This window comes from Halomonas sp. (genome assembly GCF_052095765.1).
Taxonomy (GTDB): domain Bacteria; phylum Pseudomonadota; class Gammaproteobacteria; order Pseudomonadales; family Halomonadaceae; genus Halomonas.
Map to the genome: position 1 here is coordinate 1 of NZ_JBQDJZ010000075.1, position 13,534 is coordinate 13,534.

Below are 13,534 nucleotides of genomic sequence, written 5' to 3' on the forward strand. Positions count from 1 at the left end.
CGTGTCAGTTATCCTACATACATTATGCACGAAAACTTTCGGTTAGGCACTTAGAAATCAGCCGGATTTCTGGGCGACTCCACCTAGTGGCCATCCGTGGTTAGCTATATCTGACTTAAATTCAAAATACATCTGGCGTACCAAAGAACACATCACAGAGCTGGGCGTTCTTTCTAGTAATGTAAAAAAGATACCCATCAACTCCACAGTGATGAGCTTCAAGCTCAGCATTGGACGGGTTGGTATTACGAAATCTTCCATGTACTGCAATGAAGCCATTGCTTTTTTTGAACCGCTCTCCCAGAAGTTAGATTCGCGCTGGCTTTACCACGCTATTCCAAAGGCAGCGGGAAATGTTGTAACCGATAGTGCAGTAAAGGGAGCTACTCTCAACAAGAAAAAAATTGCTGAAATCCCACTGCACCTCCCCCCCTTTAGTGAGCAGATAGGCATCGCCAAAGTCCTCGACACCCTCGATATCCAGATCCAGAAGACCGAGGCGCTGATCGCCAAGCTGGAGAAGGTCAAGGAAGGCCTGCTCCACGACCTGCTGACCCGCGGCATCGACGACAACGGCCAACTCCGCCCCAGCCCCGAGCAAGCGCCGGAGCTCTACAAAGAATCGCCGCTGGGGTTGATACCGAGGGAGTGGCAATACGGTCTGTTGAAAGACTACGGTAAATTGATTTCCGGGCAGCATATACCGGGCGAGCTCAGCAATAGAGATGCTAGGGGGGTACCATACTTTACAGGGCCGGCTGATTTTTATTCTGGGACGACTATTGTGAGTAGTTATACCGAGTTTCCGCAGGTTATGTGTTCAAGAGGTGATCTTCTAATAACAGTAAAAGGGTCAGGTTGCGGAAAAATAGCCGTGGCATCAGCTGATGCATGCATAAGTAGACAGTTAATGGCATTTGTCTTTAAAAAGGCTGAAAAAAGGTACTGGCACGCTTTCTTTTCATTAAACGAGAAGATGATAAATAAAATTGCGGAAGGCGGAGCAATTCCTGGGGTTAGTCGCCAGCAACTTCTCAATTTACCAGTGGCGTGCCCGAAAAACGAGGATGAGTATATTTCCATATCGAAAACTATTGCAGAGCATAACAGAAGGAGGTCTGCAGAAGTGATCCAGCTGAAAAAATTAACAAAGCAGAAAGCAGGCCTAATGGACGACCTCCTTACCGGTCGCGTCCGCGTTACACCGCTGCTCGAACAAGCCCAAACCACCACCCCGGCATAGCCGGGGCTTTTGTATCAACATCACACCACCAGGATCACATCGCACAGGGAACCGCCATGACCACCTTCGACAGTTACAACCTGCGCGATGACTGGTACGGCTCGGATATTCGCGAGGTGCCTTCACGCAAGGCACGCTTCAATGAGCACGAGCTTCTCTGTGACGTGGAAAACACCGACCTGCTCCAGGCCATCACCCTGCTGCATACCCATGAACGCAAACAGCAGGACATCAAGGCCGGCAAGACCGGCAAGCAGGTCCGCCCGGTCAGCGCCAAGCGCGCCTCGGTGCTGGACCTGCCACTGGAGGCCTACCAGCGCTGGGCCGATATTGTGGAAAAAGGCTTTGTCGAAGCCGCCTACTTTCTCAAGGGAGAGTGCTTCTACAGCCGTCGTGAATTGCCCTACGCTACCCAGCTGGTGCCACTGGCAGCGGTAATGACGCTGCTGGGTGACCGCTGGCGCGAGCCGCACATCCACGCCAAGCTCTCGCGCTGGTTCTGGAGCGGTGTGCTGGGCGAGCTCTACGGCGGTGCCGTGGAAACCCGTATCGCGCTGGACCTGGAGGACCTGATGCTCTGGTTCGAGGACGACGCCATCATCAACAAAACGCCGATCTCCGCCCGCACCAACCGCATGATCGGCGGCGACGCGCCGTCGCAGTACCTGGCCCGCCTGCAGAACCACCAGCAGGTTCAGCTCAGCGACGAAGCAATGAACGCCATCCTCGAAGGCCACCGCATCCCCACAGATGCCCTGCGTGCCGACGACTTCGATGCCTTCTACCAGCAGCGCAAACGCCTGCTGCTAGCGATCATCGAGAAGGCCATGGGCAAGAAGCCATTGGCGGGTGCGGATGATAGGGAGGCAAGCTGAACGATGGTCATAAACCTGTCCCGCAGCCTGAACCCTGACAAAGCGCTGATCTTTCGCATCACACACCGCGACAACCTACCGTGGCTGCTGGAACATGGTCTCTATTGCCGCTCAGCAGCGGAACAGGATCCGACGTTTGCCACCATCTGCAAGCAGGAACTGATAGACAGGCGATCGACACGAGCAGTGCCAATGCCGCCAGGTGGCATGCTTAGCGATTACATTCCTTTCTACTTCACACATGCCTCACCGATGCTGCTGAATATCGTGACCGGACGCGGAGTCCCCATCCAGCGTAAGGAAGATATCGTGGTGCTGGTTAGTTCACTCCCAGAGGTTCAGCGCCATAGTATTCCTTTCATTTTCACAGATCGCCATGCTTACCTGGTGGATGCTGAATTCAGCCAGCACGTCGAGGATCTGGCCGAATTTGTACCCTGGAACCTGCTGCAAACCAAAAACTTCCAGCGCGATCCTGAAAACCCAGAAAAAACAGAACGCTACCAGGCCGAAGCACTGATCTACAACCACCTCCCGGTTTCTGCACTGTTAGGCATCGCCACGTATACTGATGAGGTAAGTGCTGTAGTCGAAGCACAGATTGCTGCTCAAGACCTTCAATTGAAGGTAGTCACTCGACCAAACTGGTTCTTCTAATGATTGAGTACACCAAAGGCAACTTGCTCGATGCTGACGTCGAAGCGCTAGTCAACACCGTCAATACCGTCGGCGTGATGGGCAAGGGCATTGCTTTGATGTTCAAGGAGGCTTTCCCCGAGAACTTCACAGCCTACGAGGATGCCTGTAAGCACAAGCAAGTGATGACGGGGCACATGTTCGTTACCGAGCGGGATGTCCTCTTGGGGCCACGCTGGATCATCAACTTTCCAACCAAGCAGCACTGGCGCGCCAAGACGCGAATGGAGTGGATCGATTCCGGCTTGAAGGACCTCAAGCGAGTGATACGCGAACAGGGCATCCGCTCAGTCGCCCTACCACCGCTGGGCTGTGGCAACGGTGGGCTCGATTGGGACAAAGTGCGCCCTCGCATTGAGGCCACGCTTGCTGAGCTGGAAGACGTACGAGTGGTGGTGTTTGAACCAACTAACGAATATCAAAACGTTGCCAAACGTACAGGTCTCGAAACATTGACTCCGGCCCGTGCCCTGATCGCAGAGCTGGTTCGCCGCTATTGGGTGCTGGGCATAGAATGTTCGCTGCTTGAAGTCCAGAAACTCGCCTGGTTGATAGAGCGGCGGATCGTAGCACACAGATTGAAAAACCCTCTCAATCTCAAATTTCAGCCGCATCGCTACGGTCCCTACTCCGACCGGCTTCGCCACCTGCTCAACGGCCTGGATGGTAGCTATCTCCACAGCGAGAAACGCATCAACGACGCCACACAAGAAGAAGTCGTCTGGTTCGACGAGTCACGACGGGATCACTTAAGCGCTTACTTGATCAGTGCCGAAGCACGCCCATATGCTGAAGTCCTGGAGGAAGTCGACGCCCTGATAGACGGCTTCCAGTCACCGTTAGGTATGGAAGTGCTGGCCACTCTGGACTGGCTTATCAGCCAGGAAGGTATCAAGCCCGAGGTAGAATCTATCAAAGAAGGATTGCAGCATTGGCCTGACGACATTGCCGGTCAGCGCAAATTGCGGCTATTCTCGGATCGGCTGATTGCGTTGGCGCTGGATCGCCTAACTGGTGAAACCATTCCACCCCTGACAATAGCCGCCAAGAGATAGTCACCCCACTGGCAAAAAGGAGCCCTGTTTGGCAGGCCCAGAATACACGGATGTCGAGAAGCCCTTTATCGACCAGCTGGTCGGCCAGGGCTGGGACGTTATCGCTGGTAGTGTGGATGACCCTGCCATCACCCACCGCGAGAACTTCGCTCAGGTGGTGATGGAGCCGCTGCTGCGTGAGCGGCTGCGGGCGATCAACCTGCGCGCTGGCCAGCCCTGGCTTGATGAAGCGCGGCTGGATCAGGCGATAGCCGCCATTACCCGCCTGCCGGCCAGCAAGGTGATGGAGGCCAACAAGCTCGCCACCGAGCTGCTGTTGAACGGCCTGCCGGTAGATGGCCTTGAGGGGTGGGACGGTGGGCGCGGCCAGCTGCTGCGCTATATCGACTGGGACGAGCCTGCCAATAACACCTTTACTGTCGTCAACCAGTTCAAAGTGAAATGCCCACCCGGCCACGACTCGGCCAAGGGCCACGTGATCCCAGACTTGGTGCTGTTCGTCAACGGTATCCCGCTGGTAGTGGTTGAATGCAAGAGCCGCACGGTGCCGGAAGGTATCAGCCAGGCCGTGGACCAGCTGCGCCGCTATCACGATCAGCGCCATCTGGAGAATGACGTCGAGGAACACGAAGGTGCTCCTGCACTGTTTGCCACCAACCAGTTCCTGGTGGCCAGCAACTTTGACGAAGCTCGGGCAGGCACCATCGGTGCCGGTTTCGCCCACTACCTGAGCTGGAAAACGGTGGCGCCAATGCGCGAGGCGGAGGTGACCATTGACCTGGGTGTAGCCGACCTTTCCGCCCAGCAGCGCCTGATCGCTGGCATGCTGACTCGAGCCAACCTGCTCGATATCATGCGCCACTACACCCTGTTCATGAATATTGGCGGCCATGACATCAAGATCGTGTGCCGCTATCAGCAATTCCGCGGCGTCACCCGCGCCGTTGAGCGGCTAAAGAGCGGCAAGACGCGCCGAGAAGACGGCGAGAGCGACCGCCGCGGCGGCATTGTCTGGCACACCCAGGGCAGCGGCAAGAGCCTGTCGATGGTGTTTCTGGTACGCAAGATGCGCTCCGACCCAGCGCTACGCCGCTTCAAGGTTGTGGTGATTACTGACCGCAAGGACCTGCAGGCCCAGCTTGCTGCCACGGCCGAGCTGACTGGCGAGAGCGTCGAGACCGCTGGCAGCACCACCAAGCTCAAGCAACTGCTGAGACGCGATGGCCCGGGTCTGGTGTTTGGCACGGTTCAGAAATACCGGGAACAGCAATACCACGATGCTGATACTGAAGACGAAAGCGATTTAGATGAAGACTTGAACACTGGACAACGCGATGCCGCCGAACCCAACGCGTCAGCGAGTCGCGCTAACACGCCAGGCAAACCCGCCCTGAGCAAACCCTTCGAAGTACTCAACGCCAGCGAGGATATCCTGGTTCTGGTGGACGAAGCCCACCGCACCCAGGCTGGTGACCTACACGCCAACATGCTGCGCGCCCTGCCCAATGCCGCGCGTATCGGCTTCACCGGCACACCGATCATCATGGGCGACAAGAAGCGCACCCACGATATCTTCGGTGAGTACATCGACCGCTACACCATCAAGGAAGCAGAGCAGGACGGCGCTACCGTGCCCATTCTCTACGAGGGCCGCACTGCTAAAGGAGCGATCAAGGACGGTGCCAGTCTTGATGGCCTGTTCGAAGACCTGTTCCGCGATCACAGCAAGGATGAGCTGGAGGCAATCAAGAAGAAGTACGCCACCAAGGGGCAGATCTTCGAGGCACCCCAGCTGATTGAGGAAAAAGCGCAGGATATGTTGCGCCACTACGTCACCCACATTCTGCCCAACGGCTACAAGGCCCAACTGGTGGCTTACAGTCGCCGGGCCGCCTTGCGTTACTTCAAGGCTCTTGAGCAGGCTAAGGCCGGTCTGCTGGAAGACGCCATGGCGCTCTCCCCCGATGACAAAGCGCTGGACGACACCCAGCTGCTGCTGCGGCCGCCACGGGTCAAGGCAGCAATCCAGGCCTGGCGCTACCGCAAGGTGCTGCGCCAGCTTGAGTTCGCGGTGGTATTCAGCAGTAGCAATAACGATGACCCCAGCTGGGCTCAGTGGAGCGATCGCGCTGCTGTGGAGAACCACATCAAGCGATTCAAAAAAACGCTGCCACCGCTGGATGACGCAGACGCCCATGACCCGCAGGAATGGGACTCCGCCAAGCACGACCCGCTGGCTTTTTTGATCGTCAAAAGCATGCTGCTCACTGGCTTTGATGCGCCCATCGAGGGAGTAATGTACCTGGACCGCTCGCTGCGCGAGGCGGAACTGTTGCAGGCAATAGCCCGAGTGAACCGCACCGGTCACGGCAAAACCCACGGCATCGTGGTGGATTACTTCGGCGTGGCCAACCACCTCAAAGAGGCGCTGGCCGCTTACAGCGAGGAGGATATCGACGGAGCCCTGAAAAGCCTCAAGGATGAAATCCCACTACTGCGCGATCGCCACCTGCGGGTGATTGATGTACTGCGTCGCCACGGTGTGGACGATCTGGACGATGCCGAAGAAGCGGTACAGGCGCTGGCCGATGAGCGGCTGCGTGCTGAGTTCGTGGTCAAGCTCAAGGAATTCAATCGCGGCCTGGATGACGTGCTGCCCCGTCCGGAAGGCTTGGCGTTCGTCAACGATGCCAAGCGCCTGGCCTATATTCATGCGCTGGCGCGTAATCGTTACAAGGACACGCCTGAGCTTGGCCGAGAAATTGGCAACAAGGTACGCAAGCTGATTGACGACTATGTGATCTCACTCGGTATTGATCCGCGCATTCCGCCCGTCCAGCTGACCGATGCCGAGTTCGATGAGCACGTCGGCCGCCAGGTGGGTAACCGCGCCAAGGCGTCAGAAATGGAGCACGCGGTGCGCTCCCATGTGCGCAAACACCTGGACGAAGACCCAGTGAAATACGGGCGCCTCAGCGAGCGCTTGGAAGAGTTGCTTCAACAGCTCGACGGCCAGTGGGACGAGCAGGTAGAAGCGCTTAAAACGCTGATTCAGCAGCTACGCGATGGTGCCACCGTCGAAGGGGAAACGATCCCTGAGATGCCCGCCCATGCCGAGCCTTTCTGGCGTGAACTGGTGGCCAGCGCCAACCTGACGCCAGAGCAAATGGATACTGCGACGGCCCAGAAGCTGCTCGACGCCACCGCAGAGGTGGTGATGATAATCCAGCAGGAGATCGCCATTCCCGATTTCTGGAAGCCTTCACATATTCCGGATCAGGATGCGTTGCGCCAGCACCTGTTCACGACGCTGATGCTCAAGTCCATTGTTCCGTTTGAGCGCGCCAGCGAGACGGCACAGCGGCTACTTGAGCTGGCCCGCAGCAATCATGAGAAGCTGGTTAACGCATGACAAAGCTGGCCGTGGACGACCTGACCTTCGAGGTGCGCGAAAGCTCACGGCGCAGGACGCTGGAAATCACCGTGGATCGCGATGGCGAACTGCTCATCGCTGCACCTGTCGGCACGGATGAACAGCTGCTGCGTGATTTCGTGCTCGAGAAACGCTACTGGATCTACCAGAAACTGGCACACAAGGCCGAACGCCGACGCCAGCTGCCGGGCAAGGAATACGTCAATGGTGAAGGCTTTCTCTACTTGGGTCGTAGCTACCGATTGAAGCAGATACCCAACAACGCCCAGAATGCACCACTCAAGCTCGTCAGGGGACGCTTCCAGCTTCGCGAAGACGCCCTGCCCCAGGCCCGTGAACACTTCATTCGCTGGTACAGCGCCCGCGCCAATGATTGGCTCTCCGCCAAGGTAACGGAGTATGCCAGGCCTATAGGCGTCGAGCCTGCCGGGGTAAAGGTGCAGGATCTTGGCTACCGCTGGGGCTCCTGTGGCAAAGGCCAGCAGCTGTACTTCCACTGGAAAACCATCCTGTTACCGCGCCATATCGCCGAGTACGTGGTCGTCCATGAACTCGTGCATTTGCACGAGCCCCACCATACACCCAACTTCTGGCGTCGCCTGGAGCGAGCCATGCCGGACTATGAGCAACGCAAGAACTGGCTGGCTCGGCATGGAATCGAGGTAGAAGGGATTTAACTCGCCGGATACCTCAGCGCTTGATAGCCCGTACTTCCGACTCTGGATGTTCCCAAGCGATGCTCCCAAGCTTGCTCTCAAAAGCTTTCCCCAACGGCCATAAACGACAAAGGGAACCAAGCTAATTGCTTGATTCCCTTTGTAAATTTTGGCGGAGGGGGAGGGATTTGAACCCTCGAAGCCTTTCGGCTTACCCGCTTTCCAGGCGAGCTCCTTCGACCACTCGGACACCCCTCCTTGATAGTGTTTCTGTGCGCAAAGCATGGCGCTGTGTTGCCCAGAAACAGGGCCCTGTTTGTGGTCAGGACGCGGCGTACCTTAACGATTCAGATGAGAAATTGCAAGCGCGTTGGGAATTTAGCCGCCCGGGCAGCTCCGGTTTAGCGGCTGCAACTCAGCCTTTGGGCAACACAGCATAGCTGCCTTGCGCTTCCAGACACAGTGCATCGCCACACCACAGCTGTTGGGCCAACTGGATACGCCCCCTGCCCTGCTCAGCCAGTTGTTGAGCCAGCGCTTCGGTACCGTCGGATGACACCGGTGAGCAGTGCAGCTGATAGCCATCGGTAACCGGCGAAAGAAAGCGCTGACTGGCTTCAGCAACCACTACGTCACGCGTCATGGCATGGCGCCGCAACCACAGCGTTACCCAGCACCAGCCAAGTAAGGTGGTCTGAGCGGCGAGCGCACCGCCAAAACCGGTGCCTTTGTCGTTGAGGTTGGGCGCTAGCGAAAGCGTCCAGCTCAAGCGCTCTGCGTCGCGGTGCATTGCGGTGATACCCAGAGAGCCGGCCATGGGGATGGCATCTTTCAGCCAGCCAAGAAAAGCCACTGGGTCGTCTTTGCTACCCGGCTCGGGCAGCATCAGGGGCGGGTAAGGTACGCCGGTTTTTCGCATGAGAAGACGGCTCTTGGTCGGAGTGAACTAGTCCCAGCGTTCGACAAAATCACTGATATCGTGATCCGGTACACCCATGTGGCGGCCACCCTGCTGCCCGAGATAAATAAAAGCGACTAGCTCGTCATCTTCCTTAAGCCCCAGCCCTTTGTGCACCACCGGATCAAAGGCGTAATTCCCGGTGCGCCACATGGCACCCAGCCCCTGGGCATGAGCGGCAAGCAGAATGCTGTGGGCTGCACAGCCGGCAGAAAGCACCTGTTCAACTCTGGGCACATTGGGCTGATCGGGCGTTACTTTGGCGACTACCGCGATGATCATCGGAGCGCGTAGAGGCTTTTTGCGCACGCTATCAAGAACCGCGTCTTCAACATGCGGATTATCTTGAAAAACCGATTCTGCGAATAGTTCGCCGAGCCGCTCCAGCCCTTCGCCGGAAAATTCGATAAACCGCCACGGCCTCAACGCCTTATGATCAGGAGCACGCAGCGCGGCCTGGTACATTGCATCGAGCTGTTCACGATTGGGGGCTGGGCCCACCAGCTTGCCCATGGAGCTGCGCTGATGCAGCAACGTCATAGCGTCCATTGTGCTCTCCTGGCGACAAATGAGAAAAATTCTCGATATGTTAGCAATTTCGGCGGTTACTGTCGCGCCAGCCGAAGCGCCTCCGGTGGCCGCTCCCCCGATGTGCCTCGCCAAGGGCTGATATCCAACCCGCCACGCCTCAGATAGCGTGCCATAACCAGTAAACGCTCAGGCTGTGCGTGTGCCATCAGTTCGACAAAGATACGCTCCACGCAGTGCTCGTGAAAGTCCTGTTGCTGACGATAGCTCACCAGGTAGCGCAGCAGATCTTCGCGGTCAAGGCGCGGCCCGCGATAGCGAATCATCACGCTGCCCCAGTCAGGCTGACCTGTGACTGGGCAGTTGGACTTGAGAAGGTGTGAGTGCAGTGTTTCTTCGACGATCTCTTCGCTCACGCTCAGCGTCACAGCACCGGGTGTATAGTCGTCAATGGCAATATCCAGCCCGTCGATGCACTCACCCGGCATCAGGGCATCGTCATCCACGTCAAGCACGCGGACTGTCACTGGCGCACCGGCAACGTCACTCAGATCGCGCTCAAGCATCTCTACCAACTGCTGGGTATCATCCAGCCGGGTCTGATTGAAGCTATTGAGATACAGCTTCCATGACTTGGACTCGATCAGTCGGGGGGAATGTGCCGGTACGCCGAAACGCGCAACCGCAACCAATGGCTTGCCGCGAGCATTTAGCCATGACAACTCGAAGGCATGCCACTCATCCTCTCCCTCAAAAGGTAGTGCGCTTTCCTTACCCTCATTCTCTTCATGGGCTGCAATGCCGATCAAGACGCGATTATCAGCCCGCTCGATTCCAAACAGCAGGCCGGGGTCATAGTGCTCGGGATAATCTGATACTTGGCCGAGCGGTGAGCTCGCCAGCTCAGCGGATTGTTTGTCTGCCATTATCAGCTCCTGATGCCTTTACCATTTTCCAGCATCCACAGCGCCAAGCCGAACAACACCACGATAAAGCCGAGAATGGCTGACAGCGCCCAGCCGACCGGAATATCCGAAACCCCCAGAAACCCGTAACGGAAGACATTAACCATATATAGAATGGGGTTGAGCATTGACACGCCCTGCCAGAAATCCGGCAGCAGCGAAATCGAATAGAATACCCCGCCCAGATACGTCAGCGGCGTCAGCACGAAGGTCGGCACAATGGAAATATCATCAAACTTCTTGCCCAACAACGCGTTGATGAAACCGCCGACGGCAAACAGTGCCGACGTCAGCACGACCACCAACAGGGTCAACAGCGGATGCGCCATGGTCAGCTCGGTAAAGAACAGCGAGACCACGGTAACAATGGCCCCTACGCCCAGGCCACGCGCCATGCCACCAAGCACAAAGCCTGACAGAATCACCCAGTTGGGCATCGGCGAGACCATCATTTCCTCAACACTGCGTTGGAACTTGGTCGAGAAAAACGATGACGCCACGTTGGAGTAACTGTTGGTGATGACCGACATCATGATCAGGCCAGGGACGATGAAGTCCATGTAGCTGTAGCCGTCCATCTCACCGATGCGGTCACCGATCAAGTTGCCGAAAATGATGAAATACATGGTCATGGTGATCGACGGCGGCAGTAGCGTCTGCGGCCAGATGCGGGTAAAGCGCCGGATTTCCTTGACCACCAGGGTCCATAGCGCCACAGCAATCTGTGAGGGATTCATCCGCGCATCTCCTTGTTCCCGCTTTCGTTACCACTCTCGTTACGACCATCTTCCACCATGGATACAAACATCTCCTCCAGCCGGTTGGCGCGGTTGCGCATCGAGACCACGCGAATGCCCTGCTCGCTCAGCGCGGCGAATATGTCGTTAATACTCTGGCCTCGCTGCACTGCCACAGACAGTTGAGCGGCATCCACCTGATACACCTCAAAGCCCTCGATTCGGGGCGTGTGATTCAGCGGCTTGTCCAGATCAAACAGGAAAGTCTCAGTATCGAGCTCGGCGAGCAGTTCGCGCACGCTGGTATCACGGATGATTTTGCCATGATTGATGATGCCCACGTGGCGACACAGGCTTTCGGCCTCTTCCAGGTAGTGGGTAGTCAGAATAATGGTGGTGCCTTCTTCCTTGTTGATGCGGCGCATGTAATTCCACATGCTGCGCCGCAGCTCGATATCGACACCGGCGGTGGGCTCGTCGAGGATCAGCAGCTTGGGGCGGTGCATCAGCGCCCGCGCAATCATCAATCGGCGCTTCATGCCACCAGAGAGCATCATGGCGGTGCCGTTGCGCTTGTCCCACAGCCCCAGATCGCGCAGTAGCTCTTCTGCGCGTGGCAGTGCAGCGCGCCGCGACATGCCGTAGTAGCCGGCCTGGGCCAGCACGATGTCGAGCACCCTTTCAAACTGGTTGAAGTTGAACTCCTGAGGCACCACGCCCAGGTGGTACTTGGCACGGGCAAAATCGCGTTCAATGTCGATACCGAATATCGACACACTGCCTGCCGTTTTTTGCACCAACGAACACACCACTCCCAGGGTGGTGGATTTGCCGGCTCCGTTGGGCCCAAGCAGCGCGTAGAAGTCGCCTTGGGCGACATCCAGATCAATACCTTTCAAGGCCTCAAAGCCGTTGGCGTAAACCTTGGTCAGGCCGCGAATGGAAAGTGCCGGTTCGGCCATGGACGATCCTGTAATAGAAAGAAAAGAAATCAGGCAGCGGTAAATCCCTGCAACCTCGCAGCCAAATTGCATATATGGGGCCAAAGACATTCGATTCAAGGCGAACGACTTACGGCTGATAGTCAGGGAGCACCCATTCGCGGTGCAAATGGCGCAACTCAGGTTGGTGTGCAGCGGCAATGCGGGTAACCAGTTCTGCGCCCTTGGGTAACAAATGGACTTCCATACGGCGTCGGTCATCGTGGCTGGGGCGCCGCTCTACCAGGCCCGCTTCCTCACAACGCCCGACTAGAGCCACGGTACCGTGATGCTTGGCCTGCAAGCGCTGGGCAAGCTCGCCAACGCTTGCCCAGTCTCGCCCAGCGAACCCCTTGAGATGTAAGAGCAGTTGATATTGAAGCGGCGTAAGACCGTGAGCGCGACAGATATCATCGCTTTCGCGCAAAAAGCAGCGCAGCCGATGGCGAAACTGTGATAGCCGTTCGAAATCCTGCTTGCTAAGCGTCCCAGTTGGCTTTTCTGTTTCCAACGCCATGACAAGCTCCTTGACAGTTCATGCGCTAGTGGCTAATTATCAAAGTACAGATTACATCACATTGTGATATAAATGCATGGTCTGCCCCCAGTGGCCTACCTCCTTTTATCCCCACCCTGAACACGGGCAAAGGCTAAACTGACATAAGGCACACTAAGCTACAGCAGGGCCAGACCAGGGCTAACACCAAGACAAGGGAGCCACGCCATGAATGCCATGACCGTCTTCTGCCTGCCCTTCACCCGCACCAGCGGCTGGAGGGAGCTCCAACAGCGCAATATATCCATTCCGACGCTGGCCTGGGTGGTGGTACTGCCCATGTCGCTACTGCCGCCTTTAATGCTCTATTACGCGGGGACACACTACGGCGACAGTTTTGCCCCGGGCTTTGCCGATCGCCCTTGGCGCCATATTACAACCATTCTGTTTCTGGCCGAACTGCTGACATTTTTCGTCATGGGTTGGCTGGTGCACTCCATCGCCAACAGTCGCGGAATGTCCATCAACTACCCGGACGCCTACCTGCTGGCCGCCTTGGCACCATTACCTCTGTGGAGCTCAGCGCTGGCACTGTTCATACCCAGCCTGTTACTCAACGCCCTGGCCGTGCTTATCGCGCTGGGTATTTCCTGCAGCCTGATCTACCACGGCCTTCAGGGGCTGTGTGAGCGCAGGGATAATGACCTGGTTGCGATGTCGGCCACCTACACGGTAACCGCCTGCGGCGTACTGGCATGGGGCCTGTTAATGGCCGTTGTGTGGGCTTATTAAGCCTAACTTGCTGGAAGAAAAGAGCCTGGAAGAACAACAGAGAGGCTTGGGGGTCAATCAAAAACTGGAGCGGGAAACGAGATTCGAACTCGCGACCCCAACCTTGGCAAGGTTGTGCTC

General features: G+C 56.9%; 13 protein-coding genes, 1 tRNA gene and 1 pseudogene. 8 read left to right on the plus strand and 7 right to left on the minus strand.

Annotated features, from left to right (window positions below):
- Positions 1-103: 103 nt before the first annotated feature.
- From ACTH3D_RS10015 to ACTH3D_RS10045, 7 genes and pseudogenes are all read left to right on the plus strand, one after another.
- Positions 104-511 (plus strand): annotated as a pseudogene (locus tag ACTH3D_RS10015) (restriction endonuclease subunit S); the annotation flags it as partial.
- A gap of 123 nt (positions 512-634) precedes the next feature.
- Positions 635-1,243 carry a restriction endonuclease subunit S gene (locus tag ACTH3D_RS10020; protein ID WP_441666951.1) on the plus strand — a complete coding sequence of 203 codons (609 nt, stop codon included), beginning with the start codon at positions 635-637 and terminating at the stop codon, positions 1,241-1,243.
- Positions 1,244-1,299: 56 nt separating this feature from the next.
- Entirely contained in the window at positions 1,300-2,118 is an 819-nt protein-coding gene (locus tag ACTH3D_RS10025) for a hypothetical protein (protein ID WP_441666939.1), read from the plus strand.
- A 3-nt stretch (positions 2,119-2,121) separates the two neighbouring features.
- Complete coding sequence (gene darT, locus ACTH3D_RS10030; protein WP_441666940.1) at positions 2,122-2,775, plus strand: type II toxin-antitoxin system toxin DNA ADP-ribosyl transferase DarT; 654 nt, start codon at positions 2,122-2,124, stop codon at positions 2,773-2,775.
- Positions 2,775-3,869: a type II toxin-antitoxin system antitoxin DNA ADP-ribosyl glycohydrolase DarG gene (gene darG / locus ACTH3D_RS10035; protein WP_441666941.1), complete on the plus strand. Its 1,095-nt coding sequence runs from the start codon at positions 2,775-2,777 to the stop codon at positions 3,867-3,869. The genes darT and darG overlap by 1 nt, the downstream gene beginning before the upstream one ends.
- Positions 3,870-3,897: 28 nt before the next feature.
- On the plus strand, positions 3,898-7,281 hold the full coding sequence (locus ACTH3D_RS10040) for a type I restriction endonuclease subunit R (protein ID WP_441666942.1): 3,384 nt from the start codon (positions 3,898-3,900) through the stop codon (positions 7,279-7,281).
- Positions 7,278-7,979 carry a M48 family metallopeptidase gene (locus tag ACTH3D_RS10045; protein WP_441666943.1) on the plus strand — a complete coding sequence of 234 codons (702 nt, stop codon included), beginning with the start codon at positions 7,278-7,280 and terminating at the stop codon, positions 7,977-7,979. The genes ACTH3D_RS10040 and ACTH3D_RS10045 overlap by 4 nt, the downstream gene beginning before the upstream one ends.
- A gap of 149 nt (positions 7,980-8,128) precedes the next feature.
- Here the strand turns inward: ACTH3D_RS10045 and ACTH3D_RS10050 are convergent.
- The 7 genes from ACTH3D_RS10050 to ACTH3D_RS10080 all read right to left on the minus strand — a co-directional run bounded on the left by ACTH3D_RS10050 (position 8,129) and on the right by ACTH3D_RS10080 (position 12,643).
- Positions 8,129-8,216 (minus strand) — tRNA-Ser (locus tag ACTH3D_RS10050).
- 157 nt (positions 8,217-8,373) lie between these two features.
- Entirely contained in the window at positions 8,374-8,877 is a 504-nt protein-coding gene (locus ACTH3D_RS10055; RefSeq protein WP_441666944.1) for a YiiD C-terminal domain-containing protein, read from the minus strand.
- A gap of 27 nt (positions 8,878-8,904) precedes the next feature.
- Complete coding sequence (locus tag ACTH3D_RS10060) at positions 8,905-9,465, minus strand: nitroreductase family protein (protein WP_441666945.1); 561 nt, start codon at positions 9,463-9,465, stop codon at positions 8,905-8,907.
- A gap of 56 nt (positions 9,466-9,521) precedes the next feature.
- Positions 9,522-10,370: an NADPH-dependent 7-cyano-7-deazaguanine reductase QueF gene (queF, locus tag ACTH3D_RS10065; RefSeq protein ID WP_441666946.1), complete on the minus strand. Its 849-nt coding sequence runs from the start codon at positions 10,368-10,370 to the stop codon at positions 9,522-9,524.
- Positions 10,371-10,372: 2 nt separating this feature from the next.
- On the minus strand, positions 10,373-11,146 hold the full coding sequence (locus ACTH3D_RS10070) for an ABC transporter permease (RefSeq protein ID WP_441666947.1): 774 nt from the start codon (positions 11,144-11,146) through the stop codon (positions 10,373-10,375).
- Complete coding sequence (locus ACTH3D_RS10075) at positions 11,143-12,108, minus strand: ABC transporter ATP-binding protein (RefSeq protein ID WP_441666948.1); 966 nt, start codon at positions 12,106-12,108, stop codon at positions 11,143-11,145. The genes ACTH3D_RS10070 and ACTH3D_RS10075 overlap by 4 nt, the downstream gene beginning before the upstream one ends.
- 109 nt (positions 12,109-12,217) lie before the next feature.
- On the minus strand, positions 12,218-12,643 hold the full coding sequence (locus ACTH3D_RS10080; protein ID WP_441666949.1) for a MarR family winged helix-turn-helix transcriptional regulator: 426 nt from the start codon (positions 12,641-12,643) through the stop codon (positions 12,218-12,220).
- A gap of 207 nt (positions 12,644-12,850) precedes the next feature.
- Between ACTH3D_RS10080 and ACTH3D_RS10085 the strand changes: the two genes are divergently transcribed.
- Complete coding sequence (locus ACTH3D_RS10085) at positions 12,851-13,414, plus strand: Yip1 family protein (protein ID WP_441666950.1); 564 nt, start codon at positions 12,851-12,853, stop codon at positions 13,412-13,414.
- Positions 13,415-13,534 lie beyond the last annotated feature (120 nt).